At 70.8% G+C, this 17,922-nt stretch carries 15 protein-coding genes and 1 tRNA gene; 14 read left to right on the plus strand and 2 right to left on the minus strand.

The window, feature by feature from the left end; genetic code table 11:
- Nucleotides 1–54: 54 nt before the first annotated feature.
- The 7 genes from serS to LJB74_RS11030 all read left to right on the plus strand — a co-directional run bounded on the left by serS (nt 55) and on the right by LJB74_RS11030 (nt 7,897).
- On the plus strand, nt 55–1,341 hold the full coding sequence (serS, locus tag LJB74_RS11000) for a serine--tRNA ligase (protein ID WP_259308569.1): 1,287 nt from the start codon (nt 55–57) through the stop codon (nt 1,339–1,341).
- Entirely contained in the window at nt 1,338–2,162 is an 825-nt protein-coding gene (locus LJB74_RS11005; protein ID WP_259308570.1) for an HAD family hydrolase, read from the plus strand. The genes serS and LJB74_RS11005 overlap by 4 nt, the downstream gene beginning before the upstream one ends.
- 76 nt (nt 2,163–2,238) lie before the next feature.
- Nucleotides 2,239–3,261, plus strand: a complete 1,023-nt coding sequence (locus LJB74_RS11010) for a LacI family DNA-binding transcriptional regulator (RefSeq protein WP_259308571.1) — start codon at nt 2,239–2,241, stop codon at nt 3,259–3,261.
- Nucleotides 3,262–3,434: 173 nt separating this feature from the next.
- Entirely contained in the window at nt 3,435–4,802 is a 1,368-nt protein-coding gene (locus LJB74_RS11015; RefSeq protein ID WP_259308572.1) for an ABC transporter substrate-binding protein, read from the plus strand.
- Between the two features lie 138 nt (nt 4,803–4,940).
- Nucleotides 4,941–5,963, plus strand: a complete 1,023-nt coding sequence (locus tag LJB74_RS11020; protein WP_259308573.1) for a carbohydrate ABC transporter permease — start codon at nt 4,941–4,943, stop codon at nt 5,961–5,963.
- Nucleotides 5,960–6,904 carry a carbohydrate ABC transporter permease gene (locus LJB74_RS11025; RefSeq protein WP_259308574.1) on the plus strand — a complete coding sequence of 315 codons (945 nt, stop codon included), beginning with the start codon at nt 5,960–5,962 and terminating at the stop codon, nt 6,902–6,904. The genes LJB74_RS11020 and LJB74_RS11025 overlap by 4 nt, the downstream gene beginning before the upstream one ends.
- Nucleotides 6,905–6,979: 75 nt before the next feature.
- On the plus strand, nt 6,980–7,897 hold the full coding sequence (locus LJB74_RS11030; RefSeq protein WP_259308575.1) for a DMT family transporter: 918 nt from the start codon (nt 6,980–6,982) through the stop codon (nt 7,895–7,897).
- On the opposite strand, the gene LJB74_RS11035 is transcribed toward LJB74_RS11030, so the two are convergent.
- Together LJB74_RS11035 and LJB74_RS11040 are read right to left on the minus strand one after the other, a co-directional pair.
- Complete coding sequence (locus tag LJB74_RS11035; RefSeq protein WP_259308576.1) at nt 7,894–8,493, minus strand: bacterial proteasome activator family protein; 600 nt, start codon at nt 8,491–8,493, stop codon at nt 7,894–7,896. The genes LJB74_RS11030 and LJB74_RS11035 overlap by 4 nt on opposite strands.
- Before the next feature lie 45 nt (nt 8,494–8,538).
- Entirely contained in the window at nt 8,539–9,516 is a 978-nt protein-coding gene (locus tag LJB74_RS11040; protein ID WP_259308577.1) for an NAD(P)H-quinone oxidoreductase, read from the minus strand.
- 179 nt (nt 9,517–9,695) lie between these two features.
- Between LJB74_RS11040 and LJB74_RS11045 the strand changes: the two genes are divergently transcribed.
- From LJB74_RS11045 to LJB74_RS11075, 7 genes are all read left to right on the plus strand, one after another.
- Complete coding sequence (locus tag LJB74_RS11045; RefSeq protein WP_259308578.1) at nt 9,696–14,330, plus strand: nitrate- and nitrite sensing domain-containing protein; 4,635 nt, start codon at nt 9,696–9,698, stop codon at nt 14,328–14,330.
- 43 nt (nt 14,331–14,373) lie between these two features.
- Complete coding sequence (locus LJB74_RS11050) at nt 14,374–14,823, plus strand: roadblock/LC7 domain-containing protein (RefSeq protein WP_259308579.1); 450 nt, start codon at nt 14,374–14,376, stop codon at nt 14,821–14,823.
- Nucleotides 14,824–14,830: 7 nt separating this feature from the next.
- Nucleotides 14,831–15,211, plus strand: a complete 381-nt coding sequence (locus LJB74_RS11055; RefSeq protein ID WP_259308580.1) for a DUF742 domain-containing protein — start codon at nt 14,831–14,833, stop codon at nt 15,209–15,211.
- Complete coding sequence (locus LJB74_RS11060) at nt 15,192–15,800, plus strand: ATP/GTP-binding protein (RefSeq protein ID WP_259308581.1); 609 nt, start codon at nt 15,192–15,194, stop codon at nt 15,798–15,800. Before LJB74_RS11055 ends, LJB74_RS11060 begins: the two co-directional genes overlap by 20 nt.
- A 136-nt stretch (nt 15,801–15,936) precedes the next feature.
- The gene (locus LJB74_RS11065) at nt 15,937–16,353 is read left to right on the plus strand and encodes a PIN domain-containing protein (RefSeq protein ID WP_259308582.1); all 417 of its coding nucleotides are present in this window, start codon (nt 15,937–15,939) and stop codon (nt 16,351–16,353) included.
- Nucleotides 16,354–16,382: 29 nt separating this feature from the next.
- Nucleotides 16,383–16,472: transfer RNA gene (locus tag LJB74_RS11070), tRNA-Ser, on the plus strand.
- 120 nt (nt 16,473–16,592) lie between these two features.
- Nucleotides 16,593–17,861: a threonine/serine exporter ThrE family protein gene (locus LJB74_RS11075; RefSeq protein ID WP_259310344.1), complete on the plus strand. Its 1,269-nt coding sequence runs from the start codon at nt 16,593–16,595 to the stop codon at nt 17,859–17,861.
- Nucleotides 17,862–17,922 lie beyond the last annotated feature (61 nt).

Below are 17,922 nucleotides of genomic sequence, written 5' to 3' on the forward strand. Positions count from 1 at the left end.
TGCACACGGTAGGCGGTGACGGCAGGTGTCGCTCAGTCTCGATACCCTCGGGGGGTGATCGACCTGCGACTGCTCCGTGATGACCCTGACACCGTGCGTGCGAGCCAGGTGGCGCGGGGTGATGACCCGGGGCTGGTGGACGTCGTGCTGGACGCGGACGCACGCCGCCGTGCCGCCCTGACCGACTTCGAGCGCCTGCGCGCCGAGCAGAAGTCGCTCGGCAAGGAGGTCGCGCAGGCGCAGGGTGAGGAGAAGCATCGGCTCCTTGCGCACGCGAAGAGCCTCGCGGAGCAGGTCAAGGCGCTCCAGGCGGACAGCGACGCCGCTGCGGCGGTCCTCGAGGAGGCCGCGCGACGGATCGCGAACGTGATCGAGCCCGGAGTCCCGTCGGGCGGCGAGGCGGACTACGTCGTGCTGCGGCACGAGGGGACGCCGCGCGACTTCGCGGCCGAGTACGGCCCGGACTTCGCGATCCGCGATCACCTCGACCTGGGTGAACGTCTCGGTGCGATCGACACCGAGCGTGGCGCGAAGGTGTCCGGTGCGCGGTTCTACTACCTGACGGGGATCGGTGCGCGCCTCGAGCTCGCGCTGCTCAACGCGGCGATGGACCAGGCGATCGCGGCCGGCTTCACCCCGGTGATCACCCCGACGCTCGTCAAGCCGGAGATCATGGCCGGGACGGGGTTCCTCGGCGCGCACGCGGACGAGATCTACCGGCTCGAGGCGGATGACCTGTACCTGGTCGGGACGTCGGAGGTCGCCCTCGCCGGGTACCACGCGAACGAGATCGTCGATCTGTCGGCCGGCCCGAAGCGGTACGCCGGGTGGTCGGCGTGCTACCGCCGCGAGGCGGGCTCGTACGGCAAGGACACCCGCGGCATCATCCGGGTCCACCAGTTCCACAAGGTCGAGATGTTCGCCTACGTCCCGGTCGAGGAGGCCGCTGCCGAGCACGAGCGGCTGCTCGGCTGGGAGGAGCGGATGCTGGGCCTCGTCGAGCTCCCGTACCGGGTGATCGACACCGCGGCGGGCGACCTCGGGACGAGCGCGGCCCGCAAGTTCGACTGCGAGGCGTGGCTCCCGACGCAGAACCGCTACCTCGAGCTCACCTCGACCTCGAACTGCACCACCTTCCAGGCGCGGCGACTGAACGTGCGCGAACGTACCGAGGCGGGTGACACCCGCACGGTCGCGACGCTCAACGGCACGCTGGCCACCACGCGCTGGATCGTGGCGATCCTGGAGAACCACCAGCAGGCCGACGGCTCGGTGCGGGTGCCGGTGGGGTTGCGGCCCTATCTCGGTGGCCTCGAGGTCCTCGAGCCGGTGACCCCGTGACCCCGGTACCACCGCTCCCGGGCGGCCAGGTCCCGCACCTCGTCGCGCTCGACGTCGACGGCACGCTCGTCACGTACGCCGGCGAGCTGTCGGAGGACGCCCGGGAGGCCGTGGCCCGGGTGCGTGCCGACGGCCATCACGTCGTCCTGGCGACGGGCCGCTCGGTCCATGCGACCGTGCCGGTCGCGCACGAGCTCGGGATCACGGACGGCTGGGTGGTCTGCTCGAACGGGTCGGTGACCGTGCGGCTCGACGCGGACCTCGAGGGCGGCTACGAGGTCGTCGACCAGGTCACGTTCGACCCGGGTCCGGCGCTGCGGCTCCTGCATGCCGAGCTCCCGGGTGCGCTCTTCGCGGTCGAGGAGGTCGGTGTCGGCTTCCGGCTGAGCGCGCCGTTCCCCGACGGGGAGCTGAGTGGGGTGCAGTCCGTCGTCGACATGGACGACCTCTGCAGCGTGCACGTGACGCGCCTCGTCGTCCGCAGCCCCGGTCAGACGAGCGAGGAGTTCCACGAGGTCGTGCACCGGATGGGCCTCGCCGACGTGAGCTACGCGATCGGGTGGACGGCCTGGATGGACATCGCCCCGCACGGCGTCACCAAGGCGTCGGCGCTCGAGCAGCTGAGGCGTCGACTGGGCGTGGAGCCTGCCGCGACGATCGCGGTCGGCGACGGGGGGAACGACCGCGAGATGCTCGACTGGGCCGCGCGTGGCGTCGCGATGGGGCATGCGGACGTGAGTGTCCGGGAGGTCGCCGACGAGGTCACCGGGACCATCGAGGACGATGGTGTGGTAGCGCTCCTACAGTCGCTGCTAGCCTGACCCTTCACGCCCGAGAGCGCGTTCGCGCAGGTCGCCAGGTGGACCCCAGCCCCGTCCGGGGGCACAATCGGCGTCCGTGGCGCACATCGAGGACGTGGCGCGAGCCGCCGGCGTATCGACGGCGACCGTCTCGCGCGCGCTGCGCGACCTCCCGCACGTCTCCCAGGCGACCCGCGACCGGGTTCGCCAGGCGGCCCGCGACCTCGGCTACGTGGCGTCTCCCGTCGCCGCGAGCCTCGCCTCCGGGCGCACCCGCACGATCGGGCTCCTGACGCCCTGGGTCAACCACTGGTTCTTCTCCAACGTGATCGACGGCGCGGAGCGTGCGCTGCGCGCCGAGGGCTTCGACGCGCTGCTGTACACGTTCGAGATCCCGCGTGACTGGCGCCGCCGCCAGGTCGATCCCGACGTGCTGCGTCGGCGCGTGGACGGGATCATCGTCGTCGGCATGCCGCTCGACCAGGCGGAGGTCGATGCGCTGCTCGGGCTCGGTCACCCGGTGATCTTCATCGGGACGGGCGCCGCCGGCCAGGTGACCGTGCGCGTCGACGACTTCCGGACCGCGACGGTGGCGACCGAGCATCTGCTGTCGCTGGGCCACGTGGTCATCGGTCACATCACCGGGTCGCCGCAGGACAACGCGCCGTGGGCCCCGCCGGTGGACCGGCGCTCGGGATGGCTCGACGCGATGGCCCGCGCGGGGGCGCCGCCGGACGCCGAGCTCGAGGTCAACGGGTACTTCGACGTCGAGGGTGGGCGCGAGTCGACCCGGCAGCTGCTCGCCCGGCGTCCGGACGTCACGGCGGTCTTCGCCGCGTCCGACGAGATGGCGATGGGGGCGATCCTCGCCGCGCGGGACCTCGGCCTCCGGGTGCCCGAGGACCTCTCCGTGATCGGCATCGACGGCCACGACCTCGGCGAGCTCGTCGGGCTCACGACGATGGCGCAGTCCGCCCAGGACCAGGGCACGACGGCGGCGGCCCTGCTGCTCGGGATGATCACCGGGACGCCGGCGCCGGAGCAGGTGGTCTTCCCGACCGAGCTGGTCGTGAGGACGTCGACGGCGCCGCCGCGCACGCACGCGACCCCGTCTCGCTGACGCGACCCCTCCGGAGGCCACCGCGGCCGGGAGACGAGGTCTGTGACGAAATCGTGACGTCCCTGGACTTGACGGCAGGAGGTCGGTGGATGCCAAGATCGACCTGCTCGTGTAAGCGTTTGCAGTGACCACCACCTGTCGCGCCAGAGAGGCCGCGACTGGGAAGGAAAGACATGAAGCGAAACTCACGACTCGCCGCAGCAGCAGCAGGGGTTGCCGCACTGGCCACCGTCGCAGGTTGTTCGAGCGGCTCGAGCAACACCGGCACCTCGGCATCTGCCGTCCCGACGTTGACGGGCGACTGCGCTCAGTACCAGGCCTACGCCGGGCACAGCGGCTCGACCGTCACGATGTTCGGATCGATCCTCAGCCCGGAGTCCGACTCCCTCAACAAGTCGTGGGCGGACTTCGAGAAGTGCACCGGGATCACCATCCAGTACACCGGGTCCAACACGTTCGAGTCCGACCTCCCGGTGAAGGTCAACGGCGGTAACGCGCCGAACCTCGCGATCATCCCGCAGCCCGGTCTGCTCCAGCAGATGGTGGCGACCGGCACGGTGAAGAAGCCGCCGGCCGGCACGGTCGCCAACGAGGCGAACTGGAACGACGCCTGGAAGGGCTACGGCTCGGTCGACGGCACGTTCTACGCCGCCCCGATGAGCGCGAACATGAAGTCGCTCGTGTGGTACTCGCCGAAGTACTTCAAGGACAACGGCTACACCGTGCCCACCACGTGGGCGGACATGATGGCCCTGTCCGCCAAGATGGCGTCCAACATGAGCGGCACCGCGAAGCCGTGGTGCGGTGGCATCGGCTCCGGCACCGCGAGCGGCTGGCCGGCCACCGACTGGCTCGAGGAGGTCGTGCTCGGGACCTACGGCGGCCAGGTGTACGACGACTGGATCAGCCACAAGGTCAAGTTCTCCGACCCGCAGATCCAGAAGGCCATGCAGACCGTGGCCGACTGGCTGCAGAACCCCGCGTGGGTGAACGGTGGCGTCGGCAACGTCGCGACGATCGCGACCACGACGTTCCAGGACGCCGGTCTCCCGATCCTCAAGAACGAGTGCGGGATGCTCCAGCAGGCGTCGTTCTACGAGGCGCAGTGGCCGAAGGGCACGAAGGTCGGCCCGGACGGCGACGTGTTCGCGTTCAAGCTGCCGGCCGTGGACCCGTCCGTCTCGACCCCGGTCGAGGGCGGCGGCGAGTTCGTGACCGCGTTCGCTGACGACCCGGCCACGCAGGCCGTGCAGAACTACCTGTCGAGCCCGGAGTGGGCCGACAGCCGGATCAAGGTGGCACCGGGCTGGGTCTCGGCCAACGAGAAGGTCGACCAGACCCTCTACACCGACCCGATCGACCAGATCTCGGCGAAGTACCTGGCCGACCCGAAGGCCACCTTCCGGTTCGACGCCTCGGACGCCATGCCGGCGGCCGTCGGCGCCGGTGCCGAGTGGAAGGCGATGGTGGACTGGTTCGGCAGCGGCAAGTCGATCAAGGATGTCGCCGCAGAGATCGATGCTGCCTGGCCGACCAGCTGACGTCACCGGTAGAACATGAGTGAGTCCTGAGGTGCTTCGGTCCGCGGGCGCGACCCGCGGACCGAAGCACCTGGGCTGTATCCAGCTGTATCTACCTGTGCCGTCCAGTTCGAAGCGAGACAGACAAAGGGGTCCGTCATGACCACTGCCTACGTTGCGTTGGCGTCGAGCACCCTCGGGCAGGCCGCCTCTACCCTGTTCGGCGTCGTCGAGGCCGTCGGTGGGTTCCTCGCGATCCTGCTGATCGTCTTCTTCGTCGCCGGACGGGTGACGGGCCGCCTCCAGAAGCCGATCGCCATCGTGATCTGCCTGGGCCCGGCGCTGTTCCTGGTGCTCCTCGGCCTGATCATCCCGGCGATCACGACGATCAACAACAGCCTGAGGAACCAGCAGTTCCTCGGCCAGCTCAAGACCAAGTACATCGGGCTGGAGAACTACGCGCACGCGTTCACCGATCCCTACACCCAGCAGACGATCATCCGCACCGTGCTGTGGCTGCTGATCGTCCCGGCCGCGGCGGTGTTCGTCGGGCTGCTGATGGCCCTCCTGGTCGACCGCATGAAGTACGCGTCGATCCCCAAGACCATGGTGTTCCTGCCGACGGCGATCTCGTTCGTCGGTGCCTCGGTGATCTGGGCCTATGTCTACAACTACAAGGCACCGTCCCTGCCGCAGACCGGGTTGTTGAGCCAGGTCGTCATGAAGCTGGGGTGGAGCAATCCACCGAACTGGCTGATCACGGTGCCGTTGAACACCTTCCTCGAGATGGTCATCATGATCTGGATCCAGGCCGGGTTCGCCATGGTGATCCTCGGTGCCGCGCTCAAGGGAATCCCGGACGAGATCATCGAGTCCGCTCGTCTCGACGGCGCGTCCGGGGTGAAGCTCTTCCGCACCGTGCAGATCCCGATGATCCGCACCACGCTCGTGGTCGTGATCACCACGGTGATGATCACCACACTGAAGGTGTTCGACATCGTGTTCACCCTGAACAACGGCAACTTCAGCACGGACGTGCTCGCGCGGCAGATGTACGCCGACATGTTCGTGACGAACCAGGTCAGCCGGGGTAGCGCCCTGGCCGTGATCCTCTTCCTGGCCGTCACCCCGCTCATCTACTACAACGTCCGCACGCTGCGCCGAGAGCGGGAGATCCGATGACGACGACGACGACACCCGCCGCCAAGGTCCAGCAGCCGCTCAGGGGACAGGCGGCCGTCAAGGCGGTGCGCAAGGCCTTCAGCAGCTCGCTCGCCTCGGCCGCGGCGGTATTCATCGGCATCATCTGGACGATCCCGACGTTCGGGTTGCTGGTCAACTCGTTCCGGTCCCGGGAGGCCGCGGCGACGACCGGGTGGTGGGAGGCCTTCGTCCACCCGAGCTTCAGCCTGTCGGGGTACAACGAGGTGCTCACCGGTGGCGGTGGCCTGGCCATCCCGCTGGTGAACTCCCTGGCCATCACGATCCCGGCCACGATCATCCCGATCTTCATCGCGTCCATGGCCGGGTACGCGCTGGCGTGGATGCGGTTCAAGGGCAGCGACTTCATCTTCTTCGGCATCTTCGCGCTGCAGGTCGTCCCGCTGCAGATGGCCCTCGTACCGCTGCAGCAGTACTACGTCCACGGGCTGCAGATCTTCGGGATCACCGTTCTCCCCTCACCGGGCATCAACGGCACGATCGCGCAGATCTGGCTGACGCACACGATGTTCTCGATGCCGCTGGCGATCTTCCTGATCCACAACTTCATCGCCCAGCTGCCTGCGTCGCTCATGGAGGCGGCTCGTGTGGACGGTGCCTCGCACCTGCGGATCTTCCGCTCGATCGTGCTGCCGCTGTCGATGCCGGCGATCGCCTCGTTCGGGATCTTCCAGTTCCTCTGGGTGTGGAACGACCTGCTGGTCGCCAAGACGTTCGGTGGGACGAGTCCCGAGATGCAGCCCGTCACCGCGCGGATGCAGAGCCTGGTGGGCAGCTACGGCGCACACCTGGACCTGCTGGCACCTGCCGGCTTCCTCACGATCGTCATCCCGCTGATCGTGTTCCTGAGCCTGCAGCGCTACTTCGTGCGCGGCCTGCTGGCCGGGAGCGTCAAGGGGTGACCTGAGGTCGCACGGACGAGGGCGTCGCCACGAGGCGGCGCCCTCGTCGCGTCCGGGGCGCACTACCGTGTGCACGTGACACACCCCGCCGTCGTCGGCACGTCGTCGCCCGGCCACCGGGTCCCCGCACCCGTCCTGTTCATCGGCTCGGGCACCGCGCAGTACGTCGGTGCGGCCGTCGCCGTCGGTCTGTTCATGCAGCTGAGCCCGGGTTCGGTCGCCTGGCTGCGCGTCGCGGTGGCCTCGATCGTGCTGCTGGCGTGGGCGAGACCGTGGCGTCAGGCCTGGACCCGTCGCGCGCTGGTGGGCACGGCCCTCTTCGGTGTCGTCCTTGCGGGTATGAACGTCACGTTCTACCTGGCGATCGACCGGCTGCCGCTCGGCACCGCCGTGGCGATCGAGTTCGTCGGCCCGGTCGCGGTCGCGGCCATCACCGGGCGTGGCTGGCGTGAACGGGCCGGCATCGGGCTCGCGGCCGCCGGCGTCGTGCTGCTCGCGGGGATCACGCTGCGGGACGGCGGCCCTGAGGTCCGCCTCGGCCTGGTCTTCATCGGGGCCGCGGCGATGCTCTGGGCCGGGTACATCGTGCTCGGGCGGCGCGCCGCGCACCGCGGGACGGGCGTCGGGCCGCTCTCCGTCGCCATGACGGCCGGCACGATCGCGTTCGCGCCGTTCTTCGCCGGCTCGCTCGGCACGGTCGTCGGCGACGCGCGGCTCGCCGGGGCGGTCGTGCTGGTGGCGCTGTTCTCGTCGGTCGTGCCGTACGCGATCGAGCAGGTGGTGCTCCGGCGGGTGAGCGCGGCGACCTTCGCGATCCTGCTCGCCATGCTGCCGGCGACGGCCGCCGCGGTCGGGGCGGTCGCGCTGCGGCAGTGGCCGCAACCGGTCGACCTCGTGGGGCTCGCGCTGGTCTCCGGTGCGATCATCCTCACGACGGCGCGCCCGCCGATGACGCGCACGGTGGTCGAGCCTGCGGTCCCGCAAGGCTCCTAGAGGTACTGACCGGGCGTCGGCCGGGAGTCGTCGCCGTCCTCGGGCACTGCGTCGCTGCCGGGCCCGTCGACCTGCTGCCGGTACACGACACCCGGGGGAAGGGCGCGGCGCATCTGGGCGAGCTGGGCCTGCGTGGCCATCTGCTGTGCGACCAGAGCGGTCTGGAGACCGTGGAACAGGCCCTCGAGCCACCCGACGAGCTGCGCCTGGGCGATCCGCAGCTCGGCATCCGACGGCGTGACGTCCTCGGTGAACGGGAGGGTGATCCGGTGCAGCTCGGCCACGAGATCCGGTGACAAGCCCTCCTCGAGCTCGCGCAAGGAGCGCTCGTGCACCGACGCGAGCCGCGCGCGTGCCGCCTCGTCGAGAGGAGCGGTGCGGACCTCCTCGAGGAGCTGCTTGATCATCGTGCCGATGCGCATCACCTTGGCCGGCTCACCCACCACGGGGGTGTCAGCACCCTCGGCCCGCGAGCGCTCCGCGTTGCCCATGTTGCCCGTGCCGTCCGTGTCCGTGGTGTCCTCAGGGGCCGACGTGACAGGGATGACGATCGCCACGGGGGTGCGGTCGGGAGTCGGGTCGTTCGTGGTGCTCATGCGGCGTTCCTCCTGGATGGGCAGACGTCGTCGACCGTATCTCGCTCAGGGGACGAGAAGGACCTTGCCGAAGACTTCACCCGATGCCAGGAGCTCGTGGCCCGCGGCAGCCTCGGCGAGCGGGAGCCGGGCGTGCACGACGGGACGCAGCCGGCCGTCGAGCAGCATCGGCCAGACGGTCTGCCGGACGGAGTCGACGATCGCCGCCTTCTCGTGCGGCGGCCGGGCGCGGAGCGTCGTGCCGATCACCGCGGCACGACGGGCCAGGAGCAGCCCGAGGTCGATCTCGGCCCGTCGTCCCTGCTGGAGGCCGATGACCACGAGGCGACCGCCGGTCGCCAGCGCGCGCAGGTTCGTCTCGAGGCCGCCGGCGCCGAGGACGTCGAGGACGATGTCGACACCTGCCCCGCCGGTCGCCTCGAGCACCCGGTGCAGGACGTCGTCCCGGCGGTGGTCGATCGCCACCTCGGCACCGAGCTCGAGGCACCGCTCGGCGCGGGCGGCGCCGCCCGCGGTCGTCAGGACACGAGCGCCGAGCGCGGCCGCGAGCTGGACGGCGACGACGCCGACGCCGCCGGACCCACCGTGCACCAGGACCGTGCTGCCGGCGGTCAGACCGCCCACGTCGACGAGGTTGGACCAGGCGGTGCAGACCGCCTCGGGGAGCGCAGCCGCGTCGAGCAGGTCGATGCCGTCCGGGACCCGGAGCACCTGAGCGGCGGGCACGGTGACGAGCTCCGCGTAGCCGCCGCCGTCCACGAGGGCGCAGACCCGATCGCCCTCGGACCAGCCGGTGACACCGTCTCCCAGGGCGGCCACCACGCCGGACACCTCGAGCCCGAGGCGGTCGGTGACGCCCGGCGGCGGGGGGTAGCTGCCGGCCCGTTGCAGCAGGTCGGCCTTGTTGATGCCGGCGGCGCGGACCCGGATGAGAACCTCGCCGGGCCCCGGAACCGGAGCTGGGAGGTCCTCGACGGGCAGCCCGTCCGGGCCCTGCGGAGATGTCACCACGACTGCGCGCACATCGACGAGCCTACGGACGAAAGTCTGGGCGCGCTCCCGTCTCGCGTGACAAGATCGGGCCGCACGCTAATGCACAGGGGGTCCCTGACCGATGTAGGACACGCGGCGTCCCCGCTGTCCCGACGTCGTGCGCGTGCTCGTATCCGGGCAGCAGAGCAGCTGAGTTGAGAGAGGTCCACATGCTTCGCAGGTTGGGCATCCGGTCCAAAGTGCTCGCTGTTCTTGCGGTGCCCATGATCGTGCTGCTCGGTGTGGTGGGGTACGTCGGTTACGGGGCGATCCAGGAGGCTCGGACGGCGAGCGCCGTCGAGACCGTCGTCAACGCGATGAACGCGTACACGCCCGTCATCGAGGCGCTCCAGGAGGAGCGGGCGGCGTCGGTGGCGAAGTCGCTGTTCACGTTGTCCGATCCCGCGACGCTCACGGCTGCGAGGAGCAAGACCGACGCGGCGATCAGGGCGCTCGAACCGCTCTCCACCACCGGAGTCCTCGCGTCGTTCCCTGCGAACGTCCGCACCGCCTTCGGAGAGAGCGACTACCAGCACTCCGACCTCGCGGCGCTGCGGGCCCAGGTCGACTCCGGCGGCCAGACGAGCAACATCCAGAGCACGTTCGACGGTGCGATCAACGCTGACATCGCGCTGTTCGGGATCGTCGCCAACGCGATCCCGGACCGTTCGCTCGCCGGGTACGTCCTCGCGTTCGGCTCGATCGAGAAGAGCAACGAGGACCTGGTTCGCGAGCAGGCCGTGGGCGAGTCCATCATGCGTCTCCAGGGCAGCTCGCCGGGTACCGTGCAGCTCTTCGTCACGCAGCAGTCGACGACCGAGCTCGACCGCACGACCGAGCGGGCAGATGTCGCCAACCTCGGACGGCCCGAGCTGTTCATCCCGCTGAAGTACCCGACGCAGGACTTCAAGCGACTCCGCATCGTCCTGCAGAACGGCAGCCCGGCCGAGATCGCCGCGGTCACCCCGGCCGCCTGGCAGAAGGAGATCGCCGATCAGATCGCGGCCCAGTCCGCGGTCCGGGACAAGATCTTCGTGGACGCGTCGCAGGTGGCAGCGACGGCCTCGTCGGCCGCCCGCTCGAAGGCGCTCCTCACGGCAGGGACCGGGCTGGCTGCCGTCGGGCTGTCGCTGTTCTTCGCGCTGTTCGTCGCGCGTGGCATCGTCAACCCGCTCCGCCGCCTCACCGCGGCTGCCGCGGACGTCCGCGAGCAGCTGCCGAAGCTCGTCGAGGAGGTCGCCGTCCCCGGCGAGGGACCTGGCATGGAGCTCGTGCAGATCCCGGTGGAGTCGCGTGACGAGGTCGGCCGCCTCGCCGACGCGTTCAACTCGGTGAACGCCACGACGCTCCAGGTCGCCCAGGAGCAGGCCGCCCTGCGTGGCTCGATCGCCGAGATGTTCATCAACGTCGCGCGCCGGGACCAGGTGCTCCTCAACCGGCAGCTGTCCTTCATCGACTCGCTCGAACGCACCGAGGAAGACCCGAACGCCCTGGCGAACCTCTTCCGGCTCGACCACCTCGCGACCCGGATGCGCCGCAACGCCGAGTCCCTCCTCGTGCTCGCCGGCATCGACTCCGGTCGACGGATGCGCGACTCGATGCCGCTCTCCGACGTGATCCGCACGGCCTCGTCCGAGATCGAGCAGTACGACCGCATCCAGCTGGACCTCCCGATCGACCCCCACATGCTGGGGTTCAACGCCCTCGCGTCGGCCCACCTGCTCGCCGAGATCCTCGAGAACGCCACGGTCTTCTCCGAGCCGGACACGCCCGTCGAGGTCAGCACCGGGGTGCGCGGCGACAGCGTCACCGTCACGGTGGTCGACCACGGGCTGGGGATGTCCGACGAGGAGATCGAGCTCGCGAACGAGAAGATCCGGTCCGTGTCGGCGAGCGACGCGCTCGGTGCGCAACGACTCGGGCTGTTCGTGGTCGGCCGTCTGGCCCAGCGTCTCGGTGCCACCGTGCAGATCGGCCGTGGCCAGGTGGGCACGGGCACGACGGTCGAGGTGACGTTCCCGGTCGTCCTGTTCCAGGCGAGCGAGACGATGTCCGCCGCCTACGGTCTCCCGTCCCCCGTCGTGGACCACGCCATCGAGCCCGTCGCGCCGCCGATCGAGGACGCCGCCGCTGCCTGGCTGTCTCCTCCGGTGATCGAGGACGTCCCGCCGGTGGTCGAGGCGGTCGACCTCGGCGCGCTGACCGACGGTGCGACCCAGCTCGGCCTCCCGAAGCGGCGCGTCCGCGACGGTGCGACGGTCGAGGAGCCCGTTCGCCCTCCGGTGACCCAGGCCGAGCTGCGCGAGCGCGACGAGAGCAAGATCGTGCTCCCGGCGCTCGTCGAACCCCGCCTGGCCGCAGAGCTCGCCGGTGCCGTCGAAGGGTGGAAGCCGGACGTCGCGGCCCCCTCGGGCTCGTCGCTCCCGGCGCGCAACCGCGCCGCGTCGCCCTACTGGCAGGACGCGCCGGCCGAGGAACCCGCCGTGGCACCTGCTCCGGTGGCCCCGGAGGTGCGGACCGGCCTGTTCAGCGGGTTCCGCCGTGGCGTCGACGTCCCGGCGCCCGCCCCCGCGGACCTCGCAGGACGGCCGGTGCGAGGTACCGACGAGGGCAGCTCCGACCAGCACGGCGCCGGTTTCTACGCCGCCGACTACCACGCCACGAGGTACCACGGTCCGAGCTCGGAGCTCCGCGAGACGCTGCAGAGCGCCGAGGCGGCACCGGACCCGGCACCCGCCCCCGCCGAGGCTGCACCTGCCCCGGTGATGCCCGCGTTCGTGATCCCGGGGCTCGTCCCCGACGACGAGGACGACGAGGTCTACGTGCCCGGCCGCAACTGGGAGCCGGTACCCGTCGTGCGTGACGGATCGGCGCCGACAACGGTCGACACGCCGCCCGAGCCCACCGTTCTCCCGACCCGCCATCCGGCGGGGCCGCCTGCGGCGTGGGCACCCCCGCCGGCCCCGCAGACGTCGGAACCGGCCACACCGCTCCCGGACCAGCCGCGCGAGCCGGACCCGGGCGCTGAGCGCGTCTGGGCTCCGGACAACGTCCCGGCACCGCGATGGGAACCGACAGCCCCGCTCGCCCGGCGTGGCGCTCCCACGGCACCCGAGCACACCTCCGACGTGGTGCCGCCCGTCGCGAACCCCGCTCCGCTGGAGCCGACGACACCCACGGACGGGGCAGCAGCGCCCGGCGTCGACTCGCCCTGGGCGCCTCAGCAGGCGTGGGCACCGGAACAGGCCTGGGCACCGGTCTTCCCGTCCGCCGGTCCGGCGCCGCTCGCACGGCGCGACGGCGCGGCGACCGAGGTCGAGAGCACCGCGACCGCGACGTTCTCGTCGGCTGCGCCCCTCGGCTTCGAACCGCACCTCGACGAGGCGCGTGCCTGGAGCGCCGGTGAGCACCTCGACCCGCTGACGCACCCGTCGCCCGTCGTCCCGCCCCCGGGCGCCCCCCAGGGCGGCACGACGGTCCCTCCGGCGGTGGCCGCACCGTTGCCGACGCGCACCGAGGCAGCCCCCGACCTCCGCGAGGTCGACGCCTCGATGCCGTGGATGCCGGCCCCGCCGCCGACGGGCTTCCAGACCCTCAGCCCGGGCGCGCCTGCGCCCACGACGGACGGTGCCGTGTCTCCTGGAGGTGCGCTGCCGTCGCGCACCCCGGTGCCGACCGGCAGCGCACCGGCCCCTGGCGCCACGGTCCTGCCGAGCCGCCCCGTCCCGAACCCGCCGGTCGAGCCGGCCGGGATCGTCGACCCCGCCGAGCGTGGTGACGGTGAGCCCGGCGTGCCGGTGGTCCCGTTCTCGAGCATCGTCGCCCCAGCGGCGCCGGAGGTGCGCCCCGAACCGGCGACGCTCCCCGCGTGGCAGCAGCGCGCACAGACCGAGTCGGCTCCGGCGTTCGGCGACGTCGTGGGTGCCTCGGCGGCGCCGACGGACGCCCCGAAGCGCAGGTGGAGCCTGTTCGGACGCAAGAAGGCCGATCGCCCGGACCCGTCCGACTCCCGGTCGACTGCGCCGCAGGAGGCCGACCGCGCTGCCGCGGACCGGGTCGGTCAGGGCTTCGCGCGACAGCAGCCGGCCGTGTTCCTCCCGGCAGGCGACGTGCCGTCGCTCGAGCCGCAGGCGCCGGTGCGATCGTCGGCCTTCGGCGCGTCGAGCCAGGCGCACGCGGCACCCGAGCCCCCGTCGACGCCGCCGTCCGCTCCCGCGTGGGCTCCGGCTGCAGCGTCCGCCGCGCCCCCCGGCGGAGCGCCTGCGGCGTTCACCCCGCCGACTGTCGCTCCGGTCTTCACCCCGCCGATCGTGCACGAGGCTCCGACCAGCTGGTCGCCGCCGGTGGTGCCGGACGTCATGGCGTCCTCGTTCACGGACGCCCAGCCGGTCCGCAACGGTGCCCTCGACGACGAGGTCGCGGCGATGCTCGCGCTGCGGTCGGACATCCAGGAGCAGGCGCTCTCCGAGCTCAGCCAGCTCTCGGCGTACCGCCCGACGATCGTGAGCAACGGACCCGCCGGCACGGGCGCCCTGACGCGCCGGGTGCCGACCGCGATCCCCAAGGCGCCGGAGATCGTCAAGCCCGACGGCGACCGCGCCGTCAATCGGGATGCCGCGCAGCTGCGTTCTCGGCTGTCCAGCTTCCAGTCCGGGACGAGTCGTGGCCGTCGCGCCACGGAGGACGCCCCGACCGGGTCACCGACGGCCGATGCCTCGCTCGCCGAGACGTCACCCGCATCAGGGACTCAAGATTTCGTGATCGATGACGATCATGACAACACGCCTTCGACACCGTCATGGTGACGAGCTACCTCGCAGCCGCTGGCTGCCGCCACAAGGAGGAAGAGTGACAGCGCTCAGCACTGAGGCAGCCAACTTCGGCTGGCTCCTGGACAACTTCGTCCGGACCGTGCCAGGCACTCGGCACACGCTCGTGGTGTCTGCCGACGGCCTGCTCATGGCGATGTCCGAGCAGCTGGACCGCACGAGCGGTGACCAGCTGGCGGCGATCGTCTCCGGTATGTCGAGCCTGACCCGTGGCGCCTCGCGTCAGCTCCGCGCGGGTGAGGTTCGTCAGGCCATCGTCGAGATGGACAACCTCTTCCTGTTCCTCATGAGCGTCTCGAACGGCTCCGTCCTCGCGGTGGTCGCCGAGTCGAGCTGTGATGTGGGCCTCATCGGGTACGAGATGGCTATGCTCGTGTCCCGTACCGAGGCAACCCTCACACCGCAGCTGATCACCGAGATGCGCGGCCAGCTTCCCGTCGACGGCGCGACACGATCCCCACTGGGATGAGGTAGCGATGAGTGACCACATCGAGTACGAGGCAAGGACGGTCCGTCCGTACGCCGTGACCGGTGGCCGGGTGCGGTCGTCACGGTCCGCGGACCTGCCTCTCGAGGCCCTGGTCGAGGTGATGCCGGGCGCTGTCACGAGCAGTGGTCTGACACCCGAGAAGCGCGCGATCCTGCAGCACGCCGCGCATACCTACATCTCCGTCGCCGAGCTGTCGGCGATGCTCCACCTGCCGCTGGGCGTGGTGCGCATCGTCGTCTCCGACCTCGCCGACGCCAAGTACATCCGCGTGCACACCTCGACGCCCGTCGAGGTCCACACGGGTCAGTCACCTGCCCTGTCCCTCAGTGTGCTGGAGAGTGTTCTCAATGGCATTTCCGCCCTCTGAAGCCGCGGTCGCCGAGCACTCGGCCACCGGAGGCGTCGCGCCCACCGTTGTCAAGATCGTCGTCGCAGGCGGCTTCGCCGTCGGCAAGACCACCTTCATCGGGTCCATCTCGGACATCGAGCCGCTGAACACCGAGGCGGCGATGACCGAGCACTCCGTCGGCGTCGACGACGCCGGTGGTGTCTCCGACCGCAAGACGACCACCACGGTCGCGATGGACTTCGGTCGCATCGCCCTGCCGGGGTCCTTGTGGCTCTACCTGTTCGGCACGCCGGGCCAGGACCGCTTCCTGTTCATGTGGGACGACCTGGTCCGCGGTGCGATCGGCGCCGTCGTCCTGGTCGACACCGACCGGCTCGACCAGTGCTTCCCCGCGGTGGACTACTTCGAGAGCCGCGGCATCCCGTTCGTCGTCGGCGTCAACTGCTTCGACGGGATCGCCAAGCACCAGCTCGAGGACGTCCGCGAGGCGCTCGCCATCCCGGCGCACGTCCCCGTGCTCTACACGGACGCGCGGTCCCGGGCCGCCACGAAGCAGACGCTGATCTCGCTGGTGCAGCTCGCGATGGAGCGGCTGCGCGGGGCGTGACCGTCTGACCTCGATCGTGACGCCGGAGGGCGCCCGTGCGGACCAGCGCGGGCCCTCTCCGGCGTCGACGTCTCTGTAGACTCTGCGGGTCCCAGCGGCGGCGTCGGGACGCGGAGAACACGGCCCAGAGGACGGCATGCAGACCTACGTCGACGGGACGGCGCTGAGCCGGTTCCTGGAGGGCGCGGCCGAGCATGCGGAGTGGGTCGCGTGGGCCGCCGAGCACGACGGGTCCCTCGTGACGTCGGAGCTCGCCCTCTCGGAGCTGCGGCGTGAGGCGGAGCCGCGTGGCATCGAGGCGCGTCAGGCCGCCCGCGACGTCGCCGACCGGCTCACGGTGGTCCGGTTCTCCGACCAGTGCCTGGCGACGGCGGCGATGGCGTCGTCGGTGCTGCCCCCGTTCGCGGCGTTGCACCTGGGGGTCGCGGTGGCGGAGCCGGACGTCACGGCGGTCGCCACCTACGACCAGCTGCTCGCCCAGGTCGCGGTGATCTACGGGGTCGAGGTCGTCAGCCCGGGACGGGCCCCGCGGTGGTGGGAAGGCCTGGCATGATGTGCACGCACCGTGCTCGTCACGGTTCTGGTGGGTTGGCAGAGCGGCCGAATGCGCAGGTCTTGAAAACCTGAGTGCCGATGATCTCGGCACCGTGGGTTCGAACCCCACACCCACCGCCTCGGACGGGGCCGTCGCACCCCGTCGACGTCCGCCCGCAGGGTGCGCGGCGGTCGGCCGTGATCCCGTCGGCGACCGGGCCGGATGTCCTGCTCGCGATGTCCCGTGGACGCGTCATGATGGTCCCCGTGCCCACGATCCCCACCGATGACGAGCTCGAGCTCATCCGTCAGTCCGGCGTCGCGCTCCGTGCCGGCAAGCTGAGCCTCTCCGCAGGGACGGGCTCCTACCGGGTGAAGAACACGATGGAACGAGTCGCGACCGCGCTCGGCATCGACCGCCACGAGGCGCACGTGACCCTCACCGAGATCACCACGACCTCGCACCGCGGCTCGAGCTTCCGCACCGAGGTCGCCGAGGTCCGCTCGATCGGCATCAACTCCGACCGCCTCTCCGCGCTCGAGGTCATGGCGTCGACCCTCCGCCCAGGATCGACGGTCGAGGAGGTCACCGAGAAGCTCGACGCGATCACGGCCCGGCGACCCCTCTACTCCGGGCTGCTCAACGCGCTGTGGTCCGCGATCGCGTGTGCCGCGTTCGCGTTCCTCAACAACGGCGGGCCGATCGAGTGCCTCGTGGTGTTCATCGGGGCCGGCGTCGGCCAGTACGTGCGGCGCGCGCTGCTGACCCGCGGCTTCAACCAGTTCGGCGTGACGATGATCGCCGCGGCCGCCGCATGCCTGACCTACCTGGGGTTTATCCAGGCCCTGCAGGCGGTCGGCTCCGTCGGGGCGCACCACCAGGCCGGGTACATCTCGGCCGTGCTGTTCCTGGTGCCGGGGTTCCCGCTCGTCACCGGCTCGCTGGACCTCGCCAAGCTGGACTTCTCCGCCGGGCTGGCACGGCTCACCTATGCGCTGATGATCCTCAGCTCGGCGGCGCTGGCCGTGTGGGGCGTGTCCGTGGCGGCCGGTCTCGACCCGGCCCCGGTCGCTGGCCCGCGGCTGCCGTTCCTCGTGCTCATCGCCCTTCGCCTGGTCGCGAGCTTCCTCGGGGTGCTCGGCTTCGCGCTGATGTTCAACAGCCCGTGGAAGATGGCGATCGGTGCCGCACTCGTCGGGATGGTGGCGAACGTCGTCCGTATCCAGCTCGTCGAGGTCGGCGCGGCCGCACAGGCCGGGGCCGCCGCCGCCGCGCTGATCGTCGGCCTGCTGTCCGCGTGGGTCGCCCCGCGGCTCCGGGTCCCGCGGATCACGATCTACGTCCCGGCGGTCGTCATCATGGTGCCCGGCGCGACCGCGTACCGGTCGGTGTTCCACCTCAGCAACGGCGACACGACGCAGGCGCTGGCGTTCGGTGTCCAGGCCGCGCTCGTCGTCATCGCCATCTCGATCGGCCTCGCCGTCGGCCGCATGCTGACCGACGCGACCTGGGCGTACGAGAGGTGACGAGCGGTCCCGTCGTGCCTGCACAGAGGGCTTTTGCTGCGACGACGGCGGACAGGTAGCC

Source organism: Cellulomonas sp. P24 (assembly GCF_024704385.1).
Lineage (GTDB): Bacteria > Actinomycetota > Actinomycetes > Actinomycetales > Cellulomonadaceae > JAJDFX01.

Bases quoted from the DNA above. Each gene is read 5' to 3' on its own strand.
- LJB74_RS11015 (WP_259308572.1), top strand. From the start codon at position 3,435: ATGAAGCGAAACTCACGACTCGCCGCAGCAGCAGCAGGGGTTGCCGCA.
- LJB74_RS11020 (WP_259308573.1), top strand. From the start codon at position 4,941: ATGACCACTGCCTACGTTGCGTTGGCGTCGAGCACCCTCGGGCAGGCC.
- LJB74_RS11025 (WP_259308574.1), top strand. From the start codon at position 5,960: ATGACGACGACGACGACACCCGCCGCCAAGGTCCAGCAGCCGCTCAGG.
- LJB74_RS11035 (WP_259308576.1), bottom strand. From the start codon at position 8,493: ATGAGCACCACGAACGACCCGACTCCCGACCGCACCCCCGTGGCGATC.
- LJB74_RS11045 (WP_259308578.1), top strand. From the start codon at position 9,696: ATGCTTCGCAGGTTGGGCATCCGGTCCAAAGTGCTCGCTGTTCTTGCG.
- LJB74_RS11055 (WP_259308580.1), top strand. From the start codon at position 14,831: ATGAGTGACCACATCGAGTACGAGGCAAGGACGGTCCGTCCGTACGCC.
- LJB74_RS11060 (WP_259308581.1), top strand. From the start codon at position 15,192: ATGGCATTTCCGCCCTCTGAAGCCGCGGTCGCCGAGCACTCGGCCACC.
- LJB74_RS11065 (WP_259308582.1), top strand. From the start codon at position 15,937: ATGCAGACCTACGTCGACGGGACGGCGCTGAGCCGGTTCCTGGAGGGC.
- LJB74_RS11075 (WP_259310344.1), top strand. From the start codon at position 16,593: ATGGTCCCCGTGCCCACGATCCCCACCGATGACGAGCTCGAGCTCATC.